This window comes from Nocardia sp. 852002-51101_SCH5132738, from assembly GCF_001665695.1.
GTDB classification, from domain to species: Bacteria; Actinomycetota; Actinomycetes; order Mycobacteriales; family Mycobacteriaceae; genus Nocardia; species Nocardia nova.
Map to the genome: position 1 here is coordinate 1 of NZ_LZML01000210.1, position 22622 is coordinate 22622.

The 22622-nt window shown below is 68.0% G+C and carries 24 protein-coding genes; 11 read left to right on the forward strand and 13 right to left on the reverse strand.

The features are described from left to right. Nucleotides 1-1198: serine hydrolase (locus A5789_RS32920; RefSeq protein ID WP_156773039.1), on the reverse strand; the 1198-nt coding region annotated here is incomplete at its 3' end. A 321-nt stretch (nucleotides 1199-1519) separates the two neighbouring features. Between A5789_RS32920 and A5789_RS32925 the strand changes: the two genes are divergently transcribed. Together A5789_RS32925 and A5789_RS32930 are read left to right on the forward strand one after the other, a co-directional pair. Then, nucleotides 1520-2980, forward strand: coding sequence for an MFS transporter (locus A5789_RS32925; RefSeq protein ID WP_064905764.1), 1461 nt, complete (start codon nucleotides 1520-1522; stop codon nucleotides 2978-2980). Beyond that, nucleotides 2970-3623 carry a TetR family transcriptional regulator gene (locus tag A5789_RS32930; protein WP_063015623.1) on the forward strand — a complete coding sequence of 218 codons (654 nt, stop codon included), beginning with the start codon at nucleotides 2970-2972 and terminating at the stop codon, nucleotides 3621-3623. Before A5789_RS32925 ends, A5789_RS32930 begins: the two co-directional genes overlap by 11 nt. Before the next feature lie 13 nt (nucleotides 3624-3636). On the opposite strand, the gene A5789_RS32935 is transcribed toward A5789_RS32930, so the two are convergent. From A5789_RS32935 to sdhC, 5 genes are all read right to left on the reverse strand, one after another. Beyond that, a complete protein-coding gene (locus A5789_RS32935; RefSeq protein WP_064905735.1) occupies nucleotides 3637-4521 on the reverse strand; it encodes a phenylalanine 4-monooxygenase in 885 nt (294 codons plus the stop codon). A gap of 131 nt (nucleotides 4522-4652) precedes the next feature. Next, nucleotides 4653-5429 carry a succinate dehydrogenase iron-sulfur subunit gene (locus tag A5789_RS32940; protein ID WP_030513570.1) on the reverse strand — a complete coding sequence of 259 codons (777 nt, stop codon included), beginning with the start codon at nucleotides 5427-5429 and terminating at the stop codon, nucleotides 4653-4655. Beyond that, nucleotides 5429-7213 carry a succinate dehydrogenase flavoprotein subunit gene (gene sdhA / locus A5789_RS32945; RefSeq protein WP_030513571.1) on the reverse strand — a complete coding sequence of 595 codons (1785 nt, stop codon included), beginning with the start codon at nucleotides 7211-7213 and terminating at the stop codon, nucleotides 5429-5431. Before sdhA ends, A5789_RS32940 begins: the two co-directional genes overlap by 1 nt. Before the next feature lie 13 nt (nucleotides 7214-7226). Next, entirely contained in the window at nucleotides 7227-7658 is a 432-nt protein-coding gene (locus tag A5789_RS32950; RefSeq protein ID WP_030513572.1) for a succinate dehydrogenase hydrophobic membrane anchor subunit, read from the reverse strand. A 1-nt stretch (nucleotide 7659) separates the two neighbouring features. Continuing rightward, nucleotides 7660-8061 carry a succinate dehydrogenase, cytochrome b556 subunit gene (gene sdhC / locus A5789_RS32955; RefSeq protein WP_051755344.1) on the reverse strand — a complete coding sequence of 134 codons (402 nt, stop codon included), beginning with the start codon at nucleotides 8059-8061 and terminating at the stop codon, nucleotides 7660-7662. Nucleotides 8062-8390: 329 nt separating this feature from the next. On the opposite strand from sdhC, the gene A5789_RS32960 reads away from it, so the two are divergent. The 5 genes from A5789_RS32960 to A5789_RS32980 all read left to right on the forward strand — a co-directional run bounded on the left by A5789_RS32960 (nucleotide 8391) and on the right by A5789_RS32980 (nucleotide 12499). Then, nucleotides 8391-8792, forward strand: a complete 402-nt coding sequence (locus A5789_RS32960; RefSeq protein WP_030513574.1) for a cytidine deaminase — start codon at nucleotides 8391-8393, stop codon at nucleotides 8790-8792. Nucleotides 8793-8836: 44 nt separating this feature from the next. Next, nucleotides 8837-10123, forward strand: coding sequence for a thymidine phosphorylase (locus A5789_RS32965; RefSeq protein WP_064905733.1), 1287 nt, complete (start codon nucleotides 8837-8839; stop codon nucleotides 10121-10123). Nucleotides 10124-10270: 147 nt separating this feature from the next. After that, entirely contained in the window at nucleotides 10271-10795 is a 525-nt protein-coding gene (locus A5789_RS32970; protein ID WP_030513576.1) for a DMT family transporter, read from the forward strand. Beyond that, complete coding sequence (locus A5789_RS32975; protein ID WP_064905731.1) at nucleotides 10792-11295, forward strand: DMT family transporter; 504 nt, start codon at nucleotides 10792-10794, stop codon at nucleotides 11293-11295. Before A5789_RS32970 ends, A5789_RS32975 begins: the two co-directional genes overlap by 4 nt. 109 nt (nucleotides 11296-11404) lie before the next feature. After that, entirely contained in the window at nucleotides 11405-12499 is a 1095-nt protein-coding gene (locus A5789_RS32980; protein ID WP_064905729.1) for an adenosine deaminase, read from the forward strand. Nucleotides 12500-12540: 41 nt separating this feature from the next. Here the strand turns inward: A5789_RS32980 and A5789_RS32985 are convergent, their stop codons facing one another. The 5 genes from A5789_RS32985 to A5789_RS33005 form a co-directional block, all read right to left on the reverse strand. Continuing rightward, entirely contained in the window at nucleotides 12541-13803 is a 1263-nt protein-coding gene (locus tag A5789_RS32985) for a hypothetical protein (RefSeq protein WP_063015628.1), read from the reverse strand. Nucleotides 13804-13836: 33 nt separating this feature from the next. Continuing rightward, nucleotides 13837-14169 carry a YbaB/EbfC family nucleoid-associated protein gene (locus A5789_RS32990; RefSeq protein WP_030513580.1) on the reverse strand — a complete coding sequence of 111 codons (333 nt, stop codon included), beginning with the start codon at nucleotides 14167-14169 and terminating at the stop codon, nucleotides 13837-13839. A gap of 106 nt (nucleotides 14170-14275) precedes the next feature. Next, nucleotides 14276-14626 (reverse strand): hypothetical protein, encoded by a 351-nt coding sequence (locus A5789_RS32995; protein WP_030513581.1) that lies wholly within the window; start codon nucleotides 14624-14626, stop codon nucleotides 14276-14278. Beyond that, nucleotides 14623-15765 carry an NlpC/P60 family protein gene (locus A5789_RS33000; RefSeq protein WP_064905727.1) on the reverse strand — a complete coding sequence of 381 codons (1143 nt, stop codon included), beginning with the start codon at nucleotides 15763-15765 and terminating at the stop codon, nucleotides 14623-14625. Before A5789_RS33000 ends, A5789_RS32995 begins: the two co-directional genes overlap by 4 nt. Then, a complete protein-coding gene (locus A5789_RS33005; protein ID WP_063026495.1) occupies nucleotides 15762-16082 on the reverse strand; it encodes a type VII secretion target in 321 nt (106 codons plus the stop codon). The genes A5789_RS33000 and A5789_RS33005 overlap by 4 nt, the downstream gene beginning before the upstream one ends. Nucleotides 16083-16228: 146 nt before the next feature. Here A5789_RS33005 and upp point away from each other — a divergent pair, with 146 nt between their 5' ends. Beyond that, nucleotides 16229-16858 carry a uracil phosphoribosyltransferase gene (gene upp, locus A5789_RS33010; RefSeq protein ID WP_063015629.1) on the forward strand — a complete coding sequence of 210 codons (630 nt, stop codon included), beginning with the start codon at nucleotides 16229-16231 and terminating at the stop codon, nucleotides 16856-16858. A gap of 65 nt (nucleotides 16859-16923) precedes the next feature. Here upp and A5789_RS33015 read toward each other — a convergent pair whose 3' ends face one another. Together A5789_RS33015 and A5789_RS33020 are read right to left on the reverse strand one after the other, a co-directional pair. Then, a complete protein-coding gene (locus tag A5789_RS33015; RefSeq protein ID WP_064905725.1) occupies nucleotides 16924-18552 on the reverse strand; it encodes a phospho-sugar mutase in 1629 nt (542 codons plus the stop codon). A 9-nt stretch (nucleotides 18553-18561) separates the two neighbouring features. Next, nucleotides 18562-19341, reverse strand: a complete 780-nt coding sequence (locus A5789_RS33020) for a purine-nucleoside phosphorylase (RefSeq protein ID WP_064905723.1) — start codon at nucleotides 19339-19341, stop codon at nucleotides 18562-18564. A 101-nt stretch (nucleotides 19342-19442) separates the two neighbouring features. On the opposite strand from A5789_RS33020, the gene A5789_RS33025 reads away from it, so the two are divergent. The 3 genes from A5789_RS33025 (at nucleotide 19443) to A5789_RS33035 (ending at nucleotide 22515) form a co-directional block, all read left to right on the forward strand. Further along, nucleotides 19443-20351 (forward strand): ribonuclease Z, encoded by a 909-nt coding sequence (locus A5789_RS33025; RefSeq protein ID WP_064905721.1) that lies wholly within the window; start codon nucleotides 19443-19445, stop codon nucleotides 20349-20351. An 88-nt stretch (nucleotides 20352-20439) separates the two neighbouring features. Beyond that, on the forward strand, nucleotides 20440-21141 hold the full coding sequence (locus A5789_RS33030; RefSeq protein ID WP_030513588.1) for an enoyl-CoA hydratase-related protein: 702 nt from the start codon (nucleotides 20440-20442) through the stop codon (nucleotides 21139-21141). A 45-nt stretch (nucleotides 21142-21186) separates the two neighbouring features. Beyond that, nucleotides 21187-22515, forward strand: a complete 1329-nt coding sequence (locus A5789_RS33035) for a M20 family metallopeptidase (RefSeq protein ID WP_082941124.1) — start codon at nucleotides 21187-21189, stop codon at nucleotides 22513-22515. Nucleotides 22516-22622 lie beyond the last annotated feature (107 nt).

Below are 22622 nucleotides of genomic sequence, written 5' to 3' on the forward strand. Positions count from 1 at the left end.
GGCCCGGTATCAGCAGCCGCGGCCGGTGGGCGATCAGGGATTCCGCGGTGGTGTGGGTCTGTGTCTCGCCGGTGTTGCGGTCGGGCAGGGAGCCGATGTTCGCGCCGGCGGGGAGGGCGAAGGCGTAGTCGAGGAGGCGGGCGGCTTGCTCCGGCGGGCGGATGGGGAGGACGTCGGCCTTGAGCAGGGTGACGACCAGGCGGTGGCCGTTGCGTTCGGCGGCGGTCACGAAGGTTTGCCGGGCGTCGTCGGTGTAGCCGGTCTTGCCGCCCAGGTCACCGTCGTAGTCGTACAGCAGGCGGTTGTCGTTGGCGATGGGGAAGCCGGGGTGGTCCTTGTCGTCGGGGATCTTGGGGTCGGCGGGGTAGCCGGGGAAGTCGTACTGCTCGGTGTGGATGATCGAGGCGAAGGTGGGGTTCTGCATGTCGTGGCGGAAGATCGTCGCCAGGTCGTAGGGCGAGGTGCTCATTCCGGGGCCGTCCAGGCCGGAGGGGGTGGCGGCCCGAGTGTCCATGGCCTGCAACTGTTTTGCCATCGCGTTCATCTTCGCGACGGTGGCTTCGTCGCCGCCGAGCTGGGTGGCGATGGCATGGGCGGCGTCGTTGCCGGAGCACATCAGCAGCGCGTGGAACAGCTGGTCGTTGGTGTAGCGGCCGCCGGGGCCGATGCCGACGCGGGTGCCGTCGGCGTTCGCGTCGTCCTGCGTGCCGATCACGACCTGGTTGGGGTCCAGCGCGGGGAGTGCGACCGCGGCCAGCAGCGTCTTGATCGTGGAGGCCGGTCGGTAGCGGCCGTGGGGATCCTTCGCGGCCAGCACCTTGCCGGTGTCGAGGTCGGCGACCAGCCAGGCGGTCGCCGAGATGTCGGCGGGCACCGGTGGTGCGCCCGCCGGAACCACCACGCCGCAGCGTCCGAGTTTGTCGCCGCCGATCGGATTCGACGGCACCGGTAGCGGCGACGGCGTCGTACTGCCGGGCGCCGGCACCTCCGAGGTATCGATCGGCGCGGGCGGGGCCGTCTTGTTCGGGCAGGAATCCGTATTCGGGGTGGTGAACGGCGTGGACGGCGGCGCGGGGGCCGCGTCGGCCACGCCGAGCCCGGTAACCGTGGTGGCGCCCAGCAGCCCGGCAGTCAGTACGGCGGCCGCCAGCGAGCGGGTTCGGCGGAAGCGGACGGTGCGGGACATGCGGGTGTTCATCGACATGCAGCTTATGCGGCGTTGCGCGATGGTGCCGCGAACACCCGCGCCCGCAAAGTATTGACAGAGACCATGAAATGAAAGCTACTATCAAAATATAGACACAACCAACTGAATGGACATGTCATGAACTTGCGGAGATCATCGGAATCGCCCGCATCGACCGGGACCGCGGCGCGGGAGGAAGAGGCCGGACGCTCGGTAGCGACCGACCGCCCGTCGGCAGCGGACCGCGAACCGCGCCCGGCCGATGCGCCGGGAGTCGATGTGCCGGGCGCCGGCCGGGCGCGCTGGCTCGCCCTCGGTGCGCTCGGGCTCGCGATGCTCACCATCGGCCTCGACACCACCGTGCTGGTCGTCGCGCTACCCACCATGGCCCTCGACCTGCATGCGAATACCGCTGCGCTGCAATGGTTCACCACCGCCTACACCCTCGCGCTGGCCGCCGTGATGCTGCCGGCGGGTGCGCTCGGCGACCGCTACGGCCGCAAGAAGTTCCTGCTGGCGGCGCTGGTCGTCTTCGGTGGAGCCTCGCTGTGGTGTGCGCTGGCGACCTCGGCGGGGATGTTGATCGCCGCCCGCGCGGTGCTGGGTATCGCGGCGGCCGCGATGATGCCGCTGTCGATGTCGGTGCTGCCCGGCCTGTTCCCGGATCGCACCGAACGACAGCGCGCATTGACGATCTGGGTCAGCTCCACCGCATTGGGGCTGCCGCTCGGCCCGATCGTGGGTGGCTGGCTGCTGAACCATTTCTGGTGGGGTTCGGTCTTCTTGATCAACGTTCCCCTGGTCGTGGTCGGGTTGATCGCGGTGGCGCTGCTGGTTCCGGAGACCCGCAGCGATTCGGCCTTCCGCATCGATCTGCCCGGTGTGCTGCTCTCGGCCGCGGGCATGCTGGGGTTCACCTACGGATTCATCCGCTTCGGCGAACAGGGGTGGGGCGACGGCGCGGCCTGGGCGGCGGTGGTCGCCGGTGCGGCGCTGCTGGCCGGCTTCGTATGGTGGCAGCGGCGGATCACGCACCCACTGGTCGACATCGCACTGTTCGCCAACCGCGGATTCCGTTGGGGCACCGCGTATTCCGTTTTCGTGAACTTCGCGATGTTCGGCATGTTCTTCACCGTGCCGCAGTACTTCCAGGCGGTGCTCGGCGTCGACTCGCTCGGTAGCGGGCTGCGGTTGCTGCCGCTGATCGGCGGGCTGGTGGTCGGCACGCGGGTGGTCGACAAGCTGCTGCCGAAACTCGGGGCGCGGATCGTGCTCAGCGGTGGCTTCCTCATCCTCGGCGCCGGGCTCGCCATGGGCGCCATGACCCGGGTGAGCAGCGGATACGGCTACACCGCGGCCTGGACCACGATCCTGGGCTTCGCGATGGGCCTGGTCATGCCGGCCGCGATGGGAATGGCGATGGGGCAGCTGGGAGCCGAGCGCGCCGGTTCCGGTTCGGCGCTGCTGCAGGCGCTGCGCCAGGCCGGTGGCACCATCGGCGTGGCGGTGCTGGGCACCGTCCTCGCCACGCAATATCGCTCCGACCTGCGCTCCTACAACCACGAGCCGGTGTCGGACGGTGTGAACGCGGGTGTCGCGGTGGCTCGGACCACCGGCAACGCCGACATGCTCGCCCATGTGCAATCGGCCTTCGTCTCCGGGATGGGCGCGATGCTGTGGCTGTGCGCCGGAGTGTGCGTGGCGGCGGCGCTGCTCGCCGCGATCCGGACCCGAAGCGGGGAGCCGGACCCGCACTCCGCGGCCGATGCGGGAGAATCGGTGCATGTCGGCTGAGTCGAAAGCACCCGCTCGGGCCCACTCCGGGGCGACCACGTCGCCCCGGGTAGGCCTGCGCGAACGCAAGAAGCAGCGCACCCGCCGCACCATCCGCGCGGAAGCGATGAAACTGTTTCAGGCACAGGGGTATTCGGCGACTACGATCGAGCAGATCGCCGAGGCCGCCGATATCTCGCCGAGCACCTTCTTCCGTTATTTCCCGTCCAAAGAGCAGGTGGTGCTGGCCGACGACGTCGATCCGATCATGATCCACGCGCTCGAATCCCAGCCGCCGGAGCTGACGCCGCTGGCCGCGTTCCGCCAGGCGATGCGCGACACCTTCGACAATCTGGACCCGCAGGACTGGCAGTTCGAGCAGGACCGGATGAAGCTGATCTACAACGAGCCCGAGCTGCGCAGCGTGATCATGCAGGAGACCGAACGCAACGTGGATCTGGTCTCCGCGCTGCTCGCCCGCCGAGTCGGCCGCGAACCGAGCGACTTCGAGGTCCGTGCCTTCTCCGGGGCCATGATCGGGGCGATGATGACCGCGTTCGGCCGGGAGGGGCTCGATCTGGACAAGATCGACCGGATCGTGGAATTCATGGAGGCGGGCATGCCGCTGGGGCCGGCGGTCCCCGGGCCGGAATCGGGCGACTGACGCCACCCTCCGATCAGGACGCGGTCAGCTCGGCGGTCGCGCTGTCGTCGGTCATGCCGGCGAAGAAGCCGCCGATCACGTCCTCGATCTCGGAAATCGACCGCGCGCAATACAGAATCGGCTGATAGTGCGTGATGTCGTAGGTCGCGGTGCCCATGTCGTGGATGTTCAGCGGACGCAGCCGGGCGTGCCGGAACTCCTCGATCTCGCCGAACGAGGACAGCAAACCCGCACCGTAGCAACGCACTTCGCCCTTTTCGCGCACTACACCGAATTCCATGGAGAACCAGAATACGTCGGCCAGGAATTTCAACGCCGCCTCGGTCTCCAGCCGGGACGCCGCGGCGCCGACTTCGGCATAGATCGCGGCGAACCGCGGCGACGCCAATTGATTTGCGTGCCCGATGATTTCGTGAATCGAATCGGGCTCCGGCGTGTACAGCGGCGCGGAATGGTGGCGAATGTACTGGGTGGAGTGGAAAATTCGATCGGCGAACGAGCCGAAGAATTCGCGCAGCGGCACCAAACCCGCCGCCGGCACGTAGCGAAAACCGGTGAGCGGCACCAGTTTCGCGGTCACCTCGTCCAGTTGCGGAATATGATCGGCAGGCAGGTCCAGCCGCCGGGCGCCCTCGAGCACCTCCGCCGACGCGTACGTCCGATGTTTGCGCGTCAACTCCGCCGACACGATGCGCCAGACCCGCTGCTCCTCCTCGGTGTAGTCGATGCGCGGCAGCGTCTCGCCCTCCCGATACGCCAGCGCCAGCGCGGCGATCGCGTTGCGCCGCGCCCGATACTCCGTATCGTGCACCCCCGGATGCTCGGCACTCAAATGCACCGTGACATCGCCGTCGTTACCCGTGGTAACCGGCGAATACAGCTGACCTTCGGTGAACATGCCTCCAGGCAAGCACCCGCACCCCGATCCGACAACAAACCCCCAGCAAACTGAGCAAATTGCCTAGTAAACGAAAGACCGCCCGCATCGCGTGATGCGGGCGGCCTGTCGAGTTCGAACTGCTACCTACCTCAGGGCCGGGCGAACAGGAGGGCTCGCTTGACCTCCTGGATGGCCTTGGTGACCTCGATGCCGCGGGGGCAGGCGTCGGTGCAGTTGAAGGTGGTGCGGCAGCGCCAGACGCCTTCGACGTCGTTGAGGATGTCGAGACGCTCGCGGGCACCCTCGTCGCGGCTGTCGAAGATGAAGCGGTGAGCGTTCACGATCGCGGCCGGGCCGAAGTAGCTGCCGTCGCTCCAGTACACGGGGCAGGAGGTGGTGCAGCAGGCGCAGAGGATGCACTTGGTGGTGTCATCGAAGCGCGCGCGGTCGGTCTGGGACTGGATGCGCTCGCGGGTGGGCTCGTTGCCGTGCGTGATCAGGTACGGCTTCACCGCGCGGAACGCGTCGAAGAACGGCTCCATGTTCACCACGAGGTCCTTCTCCACGGGCAGGCCGCGGATCGGCTCGACGGTGACGGTGAGCTCCTTGCCGTTCTTGGGCAGCATGTCGCTCATCAGCACCTTGCACGCCAGCCGGTTCACACCGTTGATGCGCATGGCGTCGGAACCGCAGACACCGTGTGCGCAGGAGCGCCGGAAGGTGAGCGTGCCGTCCAGGTAGGACTTGATGTAGATGAGCACGTTCAGGAAGCGGTCGGTCGGCAGGACCGGCACCTGGAACGAATCCCAGTGCGCGCCCTTGTCGTCCTCCGGGTTGAACCGGGCGACCTTCACCGTCACCATGGTCGACCCGTCGGGCACGGGGGCCGGCTTCTGCCCGGCCGGGGCTTCGGCTACAGCAGTCATCAGTACTTACGCTCCATCGGCTCGTAACGGGTCTGCACGACCGGCTTGAAGTCGAGCTGGATGTCGGCGATCAGCTCCGCCGGCTTACCGGGCTCGACCTGCTTGTACGCCATGGTGTGGCGCATGAAGTTGACGTCGTCGCGGTCGGGGTAGTCCTCGCGGGCGTGGCCGCCGCGCGATTCCTTGCGGTTGAGTGCGCCCACGACGGTGACCTCGGCCAGCTCCAGCAGGAAGCCGAGCTCGACGGCCTCGAGCAGGTCGCTGTTGTAGCGCTTGCCCTTGTCCTGCACGGTGATGTGCTGGTAGCGCTCCTTGAGCGCGTGGATGTCGGTCAGCGCCTGCTTGAGGGTCTCCTCGGTGCGGAACACCGCGGCGTTGGCGTCCATGGTGACCTGCAGCTCGGTGCGGATGTCGGCGACCCGCTCGTTGCCGTGGTCGCTCAGCAGCAGCGTCAGCCAGTCCTGCACCATCTGCGCCGGGTTCTCCGGCAGCTCGACGAATTCGGTGCGGGCGGCGTACTCCGCGGCGGCGATACCCGAGCGGCGGCCGAACACGTTGATGTCCAGCAGCGAGTTGGTGCCCAGGCGGTTCGAGCCGTGCACCGACACGCAAGCGCACTCACCGGCGGCGTACAGGCCGGGGACCACGTCGGTGTTGTTGCGCAGCACCTCGCCGCGGATGCGGGTCGGGATACCACCCATCACGTAGTGACAGGTCGGCATGACCGGCACCGGCTCCTTCACCGGGTCCACACCCAGGTAGGTGCGGGAGAACTCGGTGATGTCGGGCAGCTTCTCCTCGAGCACGTCCTCGCCGAGGTGGGTCACGTCGATGAAGACGTAGTCCTTGTTCGGGCCGCCACCGCGACCCTCGAGGACCTCCTTGACCATCGACCGGGCCACGATGTCGCGCGGCGCGAGGTCCTTGATGGTGGGGGCGTAGCGCTCCATGAAGCGCTCACCGGAGGCGTTGCGCAGGATGCCGCCCTCACCGCGGACGGCCTCGGAGATCAGGATGCCCAGACCGGCCAGGCCCGTCGGATGGAACTGGTGGAACTCCATGTCCTCCAGCGGCAGCCCCTTACGGAACACGATCGCCATACCGTCACCGGTCAGCGTGTGCGCGTTGGAGGTGGTCTTGTACATCCGGCCGGAACCGCCGGTGGCGAAGATGATCGCCTTGGCGTGGAAGACGTGGATCTCGCCGGTGGCCAGCTCGTAGGCGACCACGCCGGTGGCGACCGAACCGCGGTCGGTCTCGCTCATCACCAGGTCGAGGACGTAGAACTCGTTGTAGAACTCCACGTCGTGCTTGACGCAGTTCTGGTAGAGCGTCTGCAGGATCATGTGGCCGGTGCGGTCGGCGGCGTAGCAGGCGCGGCGGACGGGCGCCTTGCCGTGGTCGCGGGTGTGACCGCCGAAGCGACGCTGGTCGATCTTGCCCTCGGGCGTCCGGTTGAACGGCAGGCCCATCTTCTCCAGGTCCAGCACCGCGTCGATGGCCTCCTTGGCCATGATCTCCGCGGCGTCCTGGTCGACCAGGTAGTCACCACCCTTGACGGTGTCGAAGGTGTGCCATTCCCAGTTGTCTTCTTCGACGTTGGCCAGCGCGGCGCACATACCGCCCTGTGCCGCGCCGGTGTGGCTGCGGGTCGGGTACAGCTTGGTCAGCACGGCGGTGCGAGCCCGGGGGCCGGCCTCGATCGCCGCGCGCATCCCCGCGCCACCGGCACCGACGATGACCACGTCGTAGCGGTGTTCCTGAACCGGACGGGATTCACTCATCGCGGAGGCGTTCCTAACTGATGTTGGGGTCGAAGGTGAAGATGACGTAGGTGCCCACGCCCATGATCAGGATCATGGCGACGGCCAGCAGGGTCTTCAGCCAGAAGCGGGTGGAGTCCTTACGGGAGTAGTCGTCGATGACCGTGCGCAGGCCGTTGCCACCGTGCAGCTGCGCCAGCCACAGCATGGCCAGATCCCAGCACTGCCAGAACGGGCTGGCCCAGCGGCCGGCCACGAAGCCGAAGTTCAGTCGCTTCACGCCGCCGTCGAGCATCAGCATGATCGTCATGTGGCCCAGCACCAGCACGATCAGCAGCAGGCCGGAGAAGCGCATGAACAGCCACGCGTACTTCTCGAAGTTGTTGCCGGAGGAACGGCGCGGGGTGCGGGGCGAGTCGAGGCTGGCGGGACGGTCGTAGGACTTGCCGAGAACAGGTGCGGTCATATCAGTGCTCCGTCAGCAGGTAGAAGAACTGGCGGCCGACGCCGGCGGCGGAGACCAGAACCCAGATGGTGAGCACGATCCACAGCATCAGGCGCTGGTACTTGGGGCCCTTGGACCAGAAGTCGACGAGGATCACGCGGACGCCGTTGAGCGCGTGGAACAGCACGCAGACGACCAGGCCCATCTCCATGAGGGCCACGACCGGGTTCTTGTAGGTCTCGATGGCCCGGTTGTAGGTGTCCGGGCTGACCCGCACCAGAGCGGTGTCGAGTACGTGGACGAACAGGAAGAAGAAGATCGTGACACCGGTGATCCGGTGCATCGCCCAGGACCACATACCCGGGTCGCCGCGGTACAGGGTCTTCCGCTTCGGCTGAGCCGGAGCTTCCAGTGTGGTCGTCATAGAGTGCGGTGCCTCCAACGTCGTTGATGGACACGCCGGCGAGCCGGCAGTCGGATCCGGTCGCAGCTTCGGCATACGCCGAGCATGTGAATCTGGAGAAACACCAGCTCAACTCGGGCGCTGACATCCGGAGGCGGTGGCCGGCGGTGCGTTGCCAAACCTGGACCGATCTGTGGAGAACTCTAATCCCCGGCGATTCGCGGAACTAATTCGGCGTGCCGTGCGTTGAGCCTCCAAGCGGCGAGTTAGGTTTGCCTTGCCTGAATGTTCGACGGCGTCGCGGTGCCATTTCTACGCTGTCATATCAGCCATTCGAGCGGAGGTCCGATATGCCGGAAATTGATTGGGATTCCCTGCGTCACAACGCATTTCGAGTAATGCGTAATGCGTATGCACCGTACTCCGGCTTTCCGGTCGGCGCCGCCGCTCTCACCGCCGGCGGTTCCATTGTGAGCGGCTGCAATGTGGAAAATGTCTCATACGGGCTCGGCGTCTGCGCCGAAACTGTACTCGTCGGTAACTTTTGTTCGTCCGGCGGCGGCCGTTTGCTGGCGGTCGCTGTCTGTGATTCGCACGGGGAAATCCTGATGCCCTGCGGGAGGTGCCGGCAGGTGCTCTACGAGCACGGCGGGCCGGAACTGCTCGTCGACCATCGCGACGGCCCGGTACCCCTGGCGAGGTTGCTGCCGGACGCCTTCGGGCCGGACGATCTGGCCGCCGGCCGGAAATGATGTGAATTTCCGCACCCCGAACGGGATCTGGAAGGCTTTTCGCCATGACCCATACGGCGGTGTCGGTGATCGCGGCCAAGCGCGACGGTGCGGAACTCGACGACGAACAGATCGATTGGGTGGTCGACGCGTTCACTCGCGGCGAGGTCGCCGACGAACAGATGTCGGCCCTGGCGATGGCGATCGTGCTGCGCGGCATGACCCGCCGCGAACTCGCCCGGTGGACCGCCGCGATGATCGCGTCCGGGCAGCGGATGGACTTCACGGACCTGCCCCGGCCGACCGTCGACAAACACTCGACGGGAGGAGTCGGCGACAAGATCACCCTGCCGCTGGCGCCACTGGTGGCCGCCTGTGGCGCGGCGGTACCGCAGTTGTCGGGCCGCGGCCTGGGTCACACGGGCGGAACCCTGGACAAGTTGGAATCGATTCCGGGCTGGCGAGCCGATCTGGATACCGCGCGGATGCGGTCGATCCTCGCCGACCCGGAGGTCGGCGCGGTGATCTGCGCGGCCGGGGCGGATCTGGCACCGGCCGACAAGCGTCTGTACGCGCTGCGCGATGTGACCGGCACCGTGGAATCGGTTCCGCTCATCGCCAGTTCGATCATGAGCAAGAAGATCGCCGAGGGAACCGGCGCACTCGTCCTGGATGTGAAGGTCGGCAGCGGCGCGTTCATGAAGAATTTCCGCGACGCCACCGAATTGGCCACGGCCATGGTCGAATTGGGGACCGACGCGGGGGTGCGGACGGTCGCGTTGCTCACCGCGATGGACACCCCGCTCGGGCGTACCGCGGGCAATGCGCTCGAGGTCGCCGAAGCGGTGGAGGTTCTGGCCGGCGGCGGCCCGGCGGATGTCGTCGAGCTGACGGTGGCGCTGGCGCGAGAGATGGTGGCGCAGGCCGGTATTCGCGATGTCGACCCCGCCGCCGCGCTGGCCGACGGCCGCGCGATGGATCACTGGCGGGCGATGATCACGGCGCAGGGTGGCGATCCCGACGCGCCCCTGCCGCGGGCGCGGCACACCGAAACCCTGGTGGCGCAGGAATCTGGCGTCCTCACCCGGCTGGATGCGATGGCCGTGGGGCTCGCCGCATGGCGGCTCGGCGCCGGACGCGCTCGTCAGGGCGATCCCGTGCAGTTCGGCGCGGGCATCGAGATGCACTGCAAGCCGGGCGATCCGGTGACGGCCGGGAAGCCGCTGTTCACCCTGCACACCGACTCCGAAGCGGCGGTACCCACGGCGATCGCGACACTGAGGGCGGGATTCGACATCGGAGCGGTTCCGCCGACCGCGCATCCGCTGACCCTGGGGCGGATCGGCCTCTGAGCACAGTTGGTGACCTGTCTATTGTGCCAATAACCAACGGCACGTCATTCAGGTTGCTATTCTGTGCTCGCGCGACCGCAGAATCCGGCTGGTGAGCACCGCCTGCGTGCGGCGGCATTCGTTGTCACCTAGCGAAGGACGTGTCTCGTGGGTGCTGTCGCTCTCGGACTGATCTTCTTGTTCATCCTGGCCGCCGGCGGATTACGGTCCGTCGAGGTCGGATGCCAGAACACACAGAAATTCCATCTGAAGAACATGTGGCTGTGCGCGGTGGTGTCCTACGCCGTCGCGCTGGCCGGATTCTCGGTCTTCCTCGTGATCTCGACCGTGGTTTCGCATTCGCCGTGGCCGACGTGGGCCGATGTGGAACGGATGCCCTGGTGGGCGCCGTTCGGCGGGCTGATCGGCGGTGTCGCGGTGATCGGCATGATCACCGTGGCCAAATATGTCGGTGTCGCCACCTTCAACGCCGTCGTCATCGTGGCCGAAATGCTGGTCGCGCTGGTGATGGACGACCTGGGCGCGATGGGTTTCGCCGAGCGGCACGCGACGCCGCCGCGGCTGCTGGCCGCGGCGCTGATCACCGTGGCGGTGTATCTCATGGCGAGCGATTCCCGGGAGGCGGCGCCCCGGCCACCCGAGTTCGTGCCGGCCGGGGAGGCGGCGCGATGATCGCCCGCACCACTGTTCGGCAGGCGGCGCTCGGCCGCGGGGCGATGATTCTCGTCTTCGTCCTGATGCTCGTCGGCGGCGCCCTGCGCTCGGTCGAGGCCGGATGCCAGAACTCGCTCAAACTCGCCCTGCACAACGTCTTTCTGTGCGGCGTGATCTCGTACGCGGTGGCGCTCGCCGGTGTCGGCGCGATATTCGCTGTGACACTGGCGATTTCGCCGCATCAGCCGTGGCCGTCCCGATCGGATCTGAAGACGATGCCCCGATGGGCTCCCTTCGGCGGGCTCACCGGCGGCGCCGCCATCTTCGCGATGATCACGGTGGCCTCCAGCGTCGGAGTGAGCACCTTCGACGCCCTGATCATCGCCGGTCAGATGCTGCTCGCGGCGGCCATGGACCATTTCGGTGTGATGGGTTTCCCACGCCGGCCGGTCAGCGCGCAGCGGCTGGCGGGCTGTGCGCTGATCGTCGTGGGCGCCTATCTGATGGCCAGGTACTGAGCCGAGTCCGGCTACATGGGGGCGACCGCCGGGCAACGACAGGCCGGCGGGCAGATGCACACCCGGCAAGTTGCCTGCACGGGCCCGCGAATGCGGATAGCGTCGTTACATGACTGGACCGATGCCTTTGACTCTCGCCTCGATCCGCCAGGCCCCCAAGGCCGTGCTGCACGACCATCTCGACGGTGGCCTGCGTCCCGCGACCGTGCTCGAACTGGCCGAGGACTGCGGATACGACCAGCTACCCGCCACCGACGCGCAGGCTCTGGCGCAGTGGTTCCGCGAAGCGGCCGACAGCGGATCGCTCGAGCGCTATCTGGAGACCTTCGCACACACGGTGGCGGTGATGCAGACCCCGGAGGGACTGCGGCGGGTGGCGCGCGAATGCGCACTGGACCTGGCCGCCGACGGGGTGGTGTACGCCGAGGTCCGCTTCGCGCCCGAACAGCATCTCGAACGCGACCTCACTCTCGACGAGGTCGTCGAGCACACCCTGGCAGGCTTTCGCGAGGGCGAGCGGCTGGCCGCCGAAGCCGGCACCCCCATCCGGGTGACCTGCCTGCTCACCGCCATGCGTCACGCCGCCCGCTCCCGCGAGATCGCCGAGCTGACGGTGCGCTTCCGCGACCGCGGGGTCGGCGGATTCGACATCGCCGGAGCCGAGGCGGGCTATCCGCCCTCGCGGCATCTGGACGCCTTCGAATACATGCGCGCCAACTGTGCGCAGTTCACCATTCACGCCGGGGAGGCGTTCGGGCTGCCGTCGATCCACGAGGCGCTGGCGTTCTGCGGCTGCGATCGGCTCGGGCACGGGGTGCGGATCACCGACGACATCTTCGACGGCGACGGCTCCGAGCCCACCCTCGGGCTGGTGGCCAATTACGTTCGCGACAAACGGATTCCGCTCGAGCTGTGTCCCTCGTCCAATGTGCAGACCGGTGCCGTGCCGGCTCTGGACAAGCATCCGTTCGACCTGCTGGCGCGGTTGCGGTTCCGGGTCACCGTCAATACCGACAACCGGCTCATGAGCGATACCAACATGAGCCGAGAAATGTTGAAGCTGGTCGAAACCTTCGGCTACGGCTGGAGCGATCTGGAACGGTTCACGATCAACGCCATGAAGTCGGCGTTCATCCCGTTCCCCGACCGGCTGCGCATCATCGACGAGGTGATCAAGCCCGGTTACGCCGTGCTGATCGGATGACCACCGCGTCCCTCGGCCGATGACCGCGCCTCGGGAACCGGCTAGCCCTTCTCCAGCCGGTTCTCGAAGGCCTGCTCCAGCGCTCGCCAGCTCTCGGCCTCGGCGGTGAACGGCGGACTCGGCGCCAGCCGGGTCGGGTCCGGCTCCAGCAGGTAGGAGACGTACCAGCCCAGCGGCGTCGACTTCGCCAGCGCCTGCTCGACGGAGTCGTCACCGACGTAATCGGCTGCGTCGGTGAACAATTCGACCGCCAGATCCAGCTGGTCGATATCGACCGCCTTGGGTCCCTGGCCCAGGTCGTCGGCCAGGCCCGGCAGCACGTAGACGTTCTCCTCGGTGACCTCGACCTCGAGCGAGCCGTCGACCGCCGCCGTGCGAACCTCGCCGTAGGTGCTGACCCGCGCCAGATCGTGGTCGTGATCGTCGGCCAGGTAGCGGGCCAGCGCGCGCTCGGAGGGGAAGACGGTGATGGTGCCGTCGTGGCCGAGGAACACCGGCTCGTCGTCCAGATAGCAACGCAGGGTGAAGAATTCGCCTTCGGACGTGACGATCTTGACCGGGTCGATGCCGACCTCGTGCCAGAAGGTCTCCTCTTCGTCCTCGTCGTCTTCCTCGTCGGTGTCCTCGTCCTCGTCGAGGTCGACCGGCTCGATATCGTCGTCGTCGGTGTCGGCGACGTCCTCGGCGTCGACGACGTTCTCCTCGGCGGCCAGCAGTTCCGCCTCCGCCACGGCCAGCGCTTCCTGGTCGACATCCGGAGAGGCCACCACGGAATCGATGGCATCGATGACCCGGTCCCAGTCCTTGGCGATCGCGTTGCCGACCTGATCCCACAGCTGTTCGCCGTCGCGGCCGACGAACGCGGTCACACCCGCCGGCAGAGCGCCGAGGACGGGATGGGAGCCGAAGAACTTGGTGACCACCTCGAGTTCGCACACCTCGCCGATGGTGCGAACCATCTCGAGGGTCTCTTCCAGTTCGGCGATGGTCTCCGGGTCGGGTTCACCGGCCGCGAGTTCGGGAACGCCGACCAGATCGAAGACGTGCTCCTCCTGGGGCTCCAGCTCGGCGGCGGACAAACCCACGACGACCTTCCAGGACGGATGGTCCACCAGATCGTTGTCGTCGTTGGTCCGGATGAACGCGGCGAGCTCCGCGGGGGAGTCGAATCCGTAGAGCTCGTCCTCGTGACCGAGGAATGCCTCCCACTCGTCGTCACCGTCTCGCCAGCGCGGTGCCCACAGGGTGACCAGATCGCCGTCGGTGAGACCGAGCTCGATCGGGACGATGTCTCCAGAAGCCATGACCGGAAGCCTATCGAGCCGTCGCCTTCGGCACTATTCGGCCCGCCCCCCAACGTTTCCCGATTCGGGCGCGGTGAAGGCGGAATTGAGGGTGGCGACCACCTCCGAGCGCTGCTCTCCCGCATTCTGCGCCGCCTGCTGGCAGGCCCAGATGATCAACTGGCCCACTTCGGCCGGAGAATGCGAGGTGACGGCCTCGGACAGGTCCAGGCCGACCAGGGCGCCGTCGCTGTCGACCTCGACGCTCACCGAACCGTCCTCGGCGGTGAACCGGCCGCGCACGTTCTTCAGGTTGTAGAGCGCCGCCTCGAGGGCCTCGAGTTTATTCGTCGCCGCGGCGACGAGGGCATCCATTTCCGCGCTCACAGTGCGTCCTTTCCGGCAGATGCGCCAACGCTCATGCTGTGCTTGTCAACCGTACGAACGGGGCGCCGCGTGGTTACGCTCCGCAGCCTGTTTTGCCCGCGACCGTTCATACGGGCCTCATCCAGCTGGTGGGGCCGGTGTCCTCGTCGTCCATGCGGTCGAGTTCGTCGACGGCTTCCTGGCGGGTGGGCAGGCCCAATTTGTCCAGGATCTCGGTGGGCATGCCGGATTCGGCGAGCAGTTCGCGCCGGCGGGCCTTGGCGACGATCGCCGACCGCTTGGTCAGCCGCAGAATCTCCGCGGCCAAAGCCTGTGCGCCGTAACGGTATTCGCTGCGCTCGAATTTGATCTCCACCGGAATGCCCTGATCGGTGGCCCGCACACTGATGGTGCCGGCGCGATTGGTGCTGGCGGCGACCGTGACGCTCGGGATCTGCTGGTGCTGCGGCTGGCTCATGACGTCGGCCTGTAGAACCCGTGGAACGCCATTCCCATGTTCTCCGTTCGAATCGGGTCGATCTGCACCGGATCACCGGCCTCGACCATCTGTCCGTTACCGACGACCATCGCGACGTGACCGTCCCAGATGGCCAGATCGCCCGGCATGACATCGCCCGGGCTCACCGGTGTGGCGCCGGCACTCTGATCGCAGGCGAGTCGGGGCAGGTCGACGCCGGCCTCGCCGTAGGCCCACTTGGTCAGGCCGCTGCAGTCCAGGCCGGCCCCGGGGGTGTTGCCGCCCCAGACGTACGGCGTGCCGCAGGCGCTGATAGCGGCCTTGACCGCGGTGGCGGCCTTCTGATTGGGCGCCTCGACCTGGCTGCCGTCGGGCAGGGTGATCATGACGCCGCCGTGGCGGCCGGGCTTGTCGGCGCCGGACTGCTGGGCTCCGGGAGTCCTCGTGCCGCCCGAGCTCGACCGCGACTGCGTCGCCGCGGAGGCCGGGCTGGTCATGCTGCTCATCATCGAACCGCCGCTCGATACCAGACCGCCGAGCAGTGAACCGGCCGTCTGGGCGCCGGTGCTCAGCGCGGGTGCGGCGGCAGCGGCCGCGGCCACCGGAGTGCTCGACATGGACGGCGTCGGCGGGGGCGGGGTGAGGTCGTTCATGGAGGTGGTGTGCGTGTCGAGTTCCGACCGCACCCGGCCGACCACGCCGAGCGCCTGGCCGAAATGGTCGATCGCGGAGTTCACCACGGTGATCAGTCCCAGGGGAGTCGTCACCGCGGGCCCCAGCGCCGTGACCGACTGCACGAACGACTGGACGATTCCGTCGAGTTCCTTCTGGCCCGTCTGCACCGAGGCGGCGGCCTGGCTGACCACATCGGCCATATCGTTGCCGCGATCCGACATCGCGGCCGCCGAGGTCTGTACCTTGAGCGCCTTGTCCATCGCCGCGTCGCCACCACCGCCGTTCCAGGCGTTGGTCATCTGATTGATGCTCGCGCTACCGGCCTGATGAATTCCGTCGAGATGGGTGGACACCTGGCGCAGCGCATCGGCCGGGCCGCCGGCGGGCAGCACCCCGGAGCCGAAGCTGGTGAGCAGATCGATGAGTGGCTGGGCGAGTGCGTCGAGATCGATGACGCCCGTCATCCGATCGGGCCTTCCGCGGCGCGCAGGGCGGCGGCGTGGGCGGCGTCGGTTTCGGAATAGGTGGCGGCGGCGCCCGTCGCGGCGGCTCCCACACTGCCCATCACCGCGGACAGTTCGCCGATCCCCGCGACATGCCCGGCATGGGCCGCGGCATAGGCAGCGACGAAATCGCCCCCCACCAAACCGAAGATCGGACCGAGCAGGACCGGGTCGGCGCCGGCGGCGCCCGCCGCGGCCACACCCATTTCACCGGCCAGTCCCGCAGCTGTGGCACCGTAGGCGGCGACGCCCTCGGTGTCGACCGAGATCCTGTGCATCAACATCCCCCATCGTGCTGGTCTGGTGGCAGATTACGTCATCCGAGTAGTTCGACGCATGCCCCTGCGCAACAGTTCCCACTCCGGTTGCGGAAATCCGCCCTCGGTTGCCGATTTCCAACCCCGACAGACCTTATCGTTCCCTCATGCGTACGCATATCGTGGAACACCCGCTGACGGTCACCCTCCTGACGACCATGCGCGATGCCCGCACATCCAACGCGGGATTCCGGGCGGCACTGGCCGATCTGACCGGATTCCTCGTCTACGAAGCGCTGCGGGAAGCCCCGACCCACACCTTCGACATCGACACCCCGGTGGCGCCGACCCGGGGCGCCCGGCTGGCGCAACCACCGCTGCTGGTGCCGGTCTTGCGCGCCGGCCTCGGCATGGTCGACGCCGCCAGTGCGCTGATTCCGGAATCCCGTGTCGGTTTCGTCGGCGTGGCGCGCGACGAGCAGACCCATCGGCCGGTGCCGTACATGGAATCGCTGCCGGCGGACCTGTCGGGCCTGCCGGTCTTCGTCCTCGATCCGATGCTGGCCACCGGTGGATCGATGCGCCACACCCTGGAACTGCTGTCCGCCCGCAACGCCACCGACATCACCGCCATCTGCGTCGTCGCCGCCCCGGAAGGCATTGCCGCGCTGGAGAAATCGGGTCTGCCGGTGCGACTGGTGACCGCCGCGGTCGACTCCGGACTCAATGCCGACGCCTTCATCGTGCCGGGGCTGGGTGACGCCGGCGACCGCCAATTCGGCCCGCGCCACGACTGATGCCGCCCGGGTAGCATCCAGCCGAACCGCGGGATCGGTAGGGTTCGCGCGGAAGGCTCAGCTGTTCACAACTTCTCGCAGAACTCGCGCAGTGCCGAGAGTCGTTGTGCTGCAACCGCTTTCGACGAAGTCAGCGAGTCGCGGTCGCGAACCGGCTCGACGACCTCCAAATAGCATTTGAGTTTCGGCTCGGTACCCGATGGGCGGATGACGATGCGCTGCCCCTCGCCTTCGAAGATCAAGGCGTCGGTGCGCATCCGGCCGCGAACCGTGGAAAGGTCGGTGCAGGTGACGGGCACGCCCGCGATGACATCGGGCGGCGTATCGCGCAGGCGGGCAACGGCTCGAGCGGCGGCCGCCTGATCGGGCAATCGCAGCGAAACCTGGTCGCCGGCGTGCAGGCCGAATTCCACGGCGTAGTCGTCGAGGACGTCGAGCAGGGAACGCCCCTGCTCGCGCAGGCGGGCGGTGAGGTCGGCGGCGGCGACGGCGGCGGTGATGCCGTCCTTGTCGCGCACGGCAGCCGGATCGACGCAGTGGCCGATGGCCTCCTCGTAGGCGTACACGAGGCCCTCCCCGGCGCGTGCCAGCCATTTGAATCCGGTGAGCGTCTCGGCGTACCGGGCCCCGCGCGCCGGCGCGAGTTTCCCCAGCAGTCGCGACGATACTACGGTGGTCGCGACCAGCGCGTCCGGTGCCGCGTTGCGCAGGACGTAATCGGCCAGCAGCACACCGGTTTCGTCGCCGCGCAGCATGCGCCACCCGTTCGGGCCGGGGACCGCGAGCGCGCAGCGATCGGCATCGGGATCGAGTGCGACGGCGAGGTCGGCGTCGATCTTCTCCGCCAGTGCCAGCAGCAGATCCGCGGCGCCCGGCTCCTCCGGATTCGGGAACGCCACGGTCGGGAAGTCCGGATCGGGTGCGAACTGTTCCTCGACCACATGGACGTCGTGGAACCCGGCGGCGGCCAGCGCGGCCACCGCCGTCTCGCCGCCGACGCCGTGCATGGGAGTCAGCGCGATCCGGATATCGGGGCGCTGCACCGTCATTCGGTCTCCCGCAATCGGTTCGCCGTCGCGGTCCTCGTTCGCGGTGTGGTGGCCCGCATGGACCGGAATCGTTCGCGCGCCGCCGATCGCCTCGGGCACGGCAGCGGCTCGCGCCAGATAGCGGCGGACGAGTTCCTCGCCGAGTTCGGCTCGCCCGGCATCATCGGGCAGCGACAGGATCGACGGTGAGGGGGCGCCGGCGGCCGGATCGGTGCGGGCGATCGGTTCGGTGACCGCATCGATACAGCGCTCGATCTCGGTGTCGGCGGGCGGGATCAGCTGGGAACCGCCGTCCAGATAGAGCTTGTACCCGTTGTCCGTGGCGGGGTTGTGGGACGCCGTGATCTGCACGCCGGCCACCGCACCCAGCTCCCGTACCGCGAACGCCACGATCGGCGTCGGCAGCGGCTGTGGCAGGAGCAGCACCGAAAAGCCCGCTGCGGCAAACACTTCCGCGGTGACCGTGGCGAACTCCGCGGAGCCGTGCCGGGCGTCGCGACCGACGATCACCAGACCACCGCCGAGGCAGCGGTCCCGGAGCCACGCCGCCACACCGGCGCTCGCGCGTGCCACGGTGCCGATGTTCATCCCGTCCGGCCCCTCCTGAAGCGGGCCGCGCAGACCTGCCGTTCCGAATCGCAACATGGCGGCCGCCTACAGCCGTTCCAGCACACCGCGCAACAATTTGCCCAATCTCGGTGCGGCGGCCTGCCCTTCGGCGAGTACCTCCTGGTGGGACAGCGGTGCGCCGGTCACGCCCGCGGCCAGATTGGTCACCAGCGATATGCCCAGCAGCCGCAGCCCCAGCGAGCGGGCCGCGATCGCCTCCAGCACGGTCGACATGCCGACCAGATCGGCGCCCATGCCGCCGAGCATACGGATCTCGGCGGGCGTCTCGTACTGCGGTCCGTTCAGGCCCGCGTAGACGCCCTCACTCAACGACGGGTCGATTTCCCTTGCCAGCGTGCGCAATTCGGGATCCCAGGCATCGACCATGTTCACGAACGCGGCACCGGTGAGCGGAGTGCGCCCGGTGAGATTGAGGTGATCGCTGATCAGCACGGGCTCGCCGACGCGCAGGCCCGGGCGGATACCGCCCGCGGCGTTGGTGAGGATCACCGTCTCGGCACCCGCCGCGGCCGCCGCGTGCACCGCGTGCACCACCCGATGCGGTTCGTAGCCCTCGTAGAGGTGCTGGCGGCCCATCATCAGCAGCACCGGCACCTCACCGACCGCTACCGAATGCACGATGCCCTGATGGCCCTGCGCCGTCGGCGGTTCGAAGCCGGGCAGCTCGGTCATCGGAATCGACGCCCGCGGCGCTCCGATCTCGGTGGCGGCGGACTGCCAGCCGGATCCGAGTATCACCGCGACCCGATGGTGCGTGACTCCCGTACGTGTGGCGATCGCCTCGGCGGCCTGTTCGGCAAGCATGCGCCCACGATAGTGCGCCGACGGGCCGGTTGTGCGCGTCGCGGGCCGGACACGACCACCGCCGCCGGGCGCGGTCGCCGGGGCGGGGGCAGGATGGTGCCGTGCGTGAACTCGTGGTCCTCGGGACGGCCAGTCAGGTGCCGACCCGCCGACGCAATCACAACGGATATCTGTTGCGCTGGGACGGTGACGGCCTGCTGTTCGATCCCGGCGAGGGGACGCAGCGGCAGATGCTGTTCGCGGGGGTTTCGGCGAGTGCCATCACCCGGATCGGGCTGACGCACTTCCACGGTGATCACTGCCTGGGCCTGCCCGGGGTGCTGGCGCGGCTGAATCTGGACCAGGTGACCCATCCGGTCGACATCTGCTTCCCGGAATCGGGTGCCGATCTGCTCACGCACCTGCGCGGGGTGGTACCCCCGTTTCCCGGTCTGCGCGAACATCCGATCGACGCGGACGGTCCGGTGCCGCTGCCCGACGCGCCGTTCACCTTCGAGGCCATGCGGCTGTCGCATCGCATCGACACCTTCGGGTACCGGCTGGTCGAACCCGACAGCCATCGGATCCTGCCGGAGCGGCTCGCCGAATTCGGCCTGGCGGGTCCGGTGGTCGGGGCACTGCAGCGCGAAGGCGCGGTGCGACTGCCCGACGGCCGCACGGTCACCGTCGACGAGGTCTCGGCCCCGCGGCCCGGACAGCGCTTCGCCTTCGTGATGGACACCCGAATGTGTTCGGGCGTAGCGGAATTGGCCGAAGGCGCCGATATGCTCGTCATCGAGTCGACCTTCCTGGAGGCCGAGGCGCAGCTGGCCGACGATTTCGGCCATCTCACCGCGGGGCAGGCGGCACGCGTGGCCGCGGAGGCGGGCGTGCGGACCCTCGTCCTCACCCATTTCTCGCAGCGCTACGGCGATCTGTCCGGGCACCGGGCCGAGGCGGAGCGGTATTTCGACGGGGAGCTGGTGATCGCCGAGGATCTGATGCGGGTGCCGATCCCGCCACGTCGCTGACACGTACCCGGCCGGTGATGACAACTCGTCGGTAACTTGGCCGGGGGTGTGATGCGGCCGTTCATACGGCGCTGCATATTCTCTGCCTATGCCGTACTTGGACCGTGACGGGGACGTATTCGTGCTCTACCTCGGCAACGAGGGTCAGACCGACAGCGAGAACCGCTTCCACCCCGACTGGATCGACGCCTTCCACGCGAAACTGGACGAGGTAGAGGCCGCCGAGGGGCCGGCGGCGCTGGTCACGGTGGCCACCGGAAAGTTCTTCAGCAACGGCCTGGACACCGACTGGCTGTTCGGCAACATGGACAAGATGCACTGGTACCTGGACCGGGTGCATTCCGTCTTCAGCCGGTTGCTGGCCTTCGGTATGCCGACCGTCGCCGCGCTGAACGGCCACGCCTTCGGCGCCGGCGCCATGCTGGCCACCTCGCACGACTTCCGGGTGATGCGCTCGGATCGCGGGTACTGGTGCCTGCCCGAGGTTCACCTCGGGATGCCGTTCACGGTCGCGATGAACGCGCTCGTCACCGAACGGCTGACCAACCAGGTCGCGCTCGAGGCGATGACCACGGGCCGGCGCTACGGCGCCGCCGACGCGATCGCCGCGGGCATCGTCGACGAGGCGGCCGAGGCGGACGGCGTCCTGGCCGCGGCCGTGGCGCGGGCCGCGGCGCTGACCGGCAACCGCAAGCCGAATCTGCCGGTCATCAAGCGTGCGCTGCACGGACGGGCGCTCGCGGGCCTGAATACCCCGACCACACCGGAGAATCTCGCCTTCGGCTCCTGATAACCCGATGATCATCGCGTGGCGCACAGTGCGAGACTGTGTGCCATGCCACGCAGCGGGGACGAACGCAGCTGGAGTCGAACGGGCCGGTCGGCGCACCGGGCCGCGGCGCCCGGCTGCGCCTGCGCCGACGATGCCGATGCCGACGACGCTCGTGCCGACGATTTCGACGCGCATGTGGCCCCGGCCGATCCTGCCCTCCTCGCCGCCGCCGATGCCGCGGTCACGGCCGCCGAATCGGATCTGATCGCCCTCTCGCATTCCATTCACGCCGAACCCGAGCTGGCGTTCGCCGAGCACCGCAGTGTCGCCAAGACGCTGGTCCCGCTGCGTGAGCGCGGATTCGGTATCGAGACGCCGGTCGCGGACCTGGACACCGCCTTCGTCGCCACCTACGGCAGTGGTGATCTGGTGGTCGGAATCTGCGCCGAATACGACGCGCTGCCCGAGATCGGTCACGCCTGCGGCCACAACATCATCGCCGCGGCGGCGGTGGGCGCGGGCCTGGCCCTGGCCGAGGTGGCCGATCGGTGCGGCCTCACTGTGAAGGTGTTCGGCACGCCGGCCGAGGAGAGCGGCGGCGGCAAGGTGCTGATGCTCGAGCGCGGGGTCTTCGACGGGGTCGCGATGGCCCTGATGGTGCACCCGGGTCCGCTGGACATCGTGGGTGCGCGGTCGCTGGCGCTGGCCGATCTGTCGGTGTCCTTCCACGGCCGCGAGGCACATGCCAGCGCCGCGCCGGAGTACGGCCGCAACGCCGGGGACGCCGCCACCGTCGCGCAGGTCGCACTGGGTCTGCTGCGTCAGCATCTGCGCCCCGGCCAGCAACTCCACGGTATAGTCGAGTCGGGCGGTGTTGCCCCGAATATCGTGCCCGGCCATGCGGAACTGTTGTATTACCTGCGGGCAGACGATTCCGCATCCCTCGACGATCTGCTGCAGCGCGCCTCGGCCTGCTTCGAGGCGGGAGCGCTGGCGACCGGATGCACCCATGAAATCCGGGCGCTGGCGCCCACATATACCGAGCTCACGCCGGATTCCGCACTACTGTGTGCCTACCGCGAGCAAATCATCGGTATGGGTCGCGTGCCGCTCGCGCCGGACCTCGAGGCAGCACGGCCGCTGGGCAGTACCGATATGGGCAATGTCACCAACGTCATTCCCGGCATCCACCCGGTTATCGGCATCGAGGCGAACGGCGCGGTGACACACCAGCGGGAGTTCGCCGCGGCCTGCGTGACGCCGTCGGCCGATCTCGCGGTGGCCGACGGGGCGCGGGCACTGGCCCGTACCGCAATCCAGGTTGCGGGCGATCAACTACACAGGGACAGGTTGTTGGAGCGCAGTATTCAGCGACAGGAGGAAATTCGGTGAGCACGATCGGCCGGTCATCACCGGCGGGCCGCGAAGGAGATGCCGCGGCGGGTCGCGGCGACGATACCGCCACCGGTTCGGAGGACGACTCCGCGACCGGTGCGCGC

What these genes read in the sequence shown, in the direction of transcription:
- A5789_RS32925 (WP_064905764.1), top strand. Translation starts at nt 1,520, where the DNA reads ATGCTCACCATCGGCCTCGACACCACCGTGCTGGTCGTCGCGCTACCC.
- A5789_RS32930 (WP_063015623.1), top strand. Translation starts at nt 2,970, where the DNA reads ATGTCGGCTGAGTCGAAAGCACCCGCTCGGGCCCACTCCGGGGCGACC.
- A5789_RS32935 (WP_064905735.1), bottom strand. Translation starts at nt 4,521, where the DNA reads ATGTTCACCGAAGGTCAGCTGTATTCGCCGGTTACCACGGGTAACGAC.
- A5789_RS32940 (WP_030513570.1), bottom strand. Translation starts at nt 5,429, where the DNA reads ATGACTGCTGTAGCCGAAGCCCCGGCCGGGCAGAAGCCGGCCCCCGTG.
- sdhA (WP_030513571.1), bottom strand. Translation starts at nt 7,213, where the DNA reads ATGAGTGAATCCCGTCCGGTTCAGGAACACCGCTACGACGTGGTCATC.
- A5789_RS32950 (WP_030513572.1), bottom strand. Translation starts at nt 7,658, where the DNA reads ATGACCGCACCTGTTCTCGGCAAGTCCTACGACCGTCCCGCCAGCCTC.
- sdhC (WP_051755344.1), bottom strand. Translation starts at nt 8,061, where the DNA reads ATGACGACCACACTGGAAGCTCCGGCTCAGCCGAAGCGGAAGACCCTG.
- A5789_RS32960 (WP_030513574.1), top strand. Translation starts at nt 8,391, where the DNA reads ATGCCGGAAATTGATTGGGATTCCCTGCGTCACAACGCATTTCGAGTA.
- A5789_RS32965 (WP_064905733.1), top strand. Translation starts at nt 8,837, where the DNA reads ATGACCCATACGGCGGTGTCGGTGATCGCGGCCAAGCGCGACGGTGCG.
- A5789_RS32975 (WP_064905731.1), top strand. Translation starts at nt 10,792, where the DNA reads ATGATCGCCCGCACCACTGTTCGGCAGGCGGCGCTCGGCCGCGGGGCG.
- A5789_RS32980 (WP_064905729.1), top strand. Translation starts at nt 11,405, where the DNA reads ATGACTGGACCGATGCCTTTGACTCTCGCCTCGATCCGCCAGGCCCCC.
- A5789_RS32985 (WP_063015628.1), bottom strand. Translation starts at nt 13,803, where the DNA reads ATGGCTTCTGGAGACATCGTCCCGATCGAGCTCGGTCTCACCGACGGC.
- A5789_RS32995 (WP_030513581.1), bottom strand. Translation starts at nt 14,626, where the DNA reads ATGAGCCAGCCGCAGCACCAGCAGATCCCGAGCGTCACGGTCGCCGCC.
- A5789_RS33000 (WP_064905727.1), bottom strand. Translation starts at nt 15,765, where the DNA reads ATGACGGGCGTCATCGATCTCGACGCACTCGCCCAGCCACTCATCGAT.
- A5789_RS33005 (WP_063026495.1), bottom strand. Translation starts at nt 16,082, where the DNA reads ATGCACAGGATCTCGGTCGACACCGAGGGCGTCGCCGCCTACGGTGCC.
- upp (WP_063015629.1), top strand. Translation starts at nt 16,229, where the DNA reads ATGCGTACGCATATCGTGGAACACCCGCTGACGGTCACCCTCCTGACG.
- A5789_RS33015 (WP_064905725.1), bottom strand. Translation starts at nt 18,552, where the DNA reads ATGTTGCGATTCGGAACGGCAGGTCTGCGCGGCCCGCTTCAGGAGGGG.
- A5789_RS33020 (WP_064905723.1), bottom strand. Translation starts at nt 19,341, where the DNA reads ATGCTTGCCGAACAGGCCGCCGAGGCGATCGCCACACGTACGGGAGTC.
- A5789_RS33030 (WP_030513588.1), top strand. Translation starts at nt 20,440, where the DNA reads ATGCCGTACTTGGACCGTGACGGGGACGTATTCGTGCTCTACCTCGGC.
- A5789_RS33035 (WP_082941124.1), top strand. Translation starts at nt 21,187, where the DNA reads ATGCCACGCAGCGGGGACGAACGCAGCTGGAGTCGAACGGGCCGGTCG.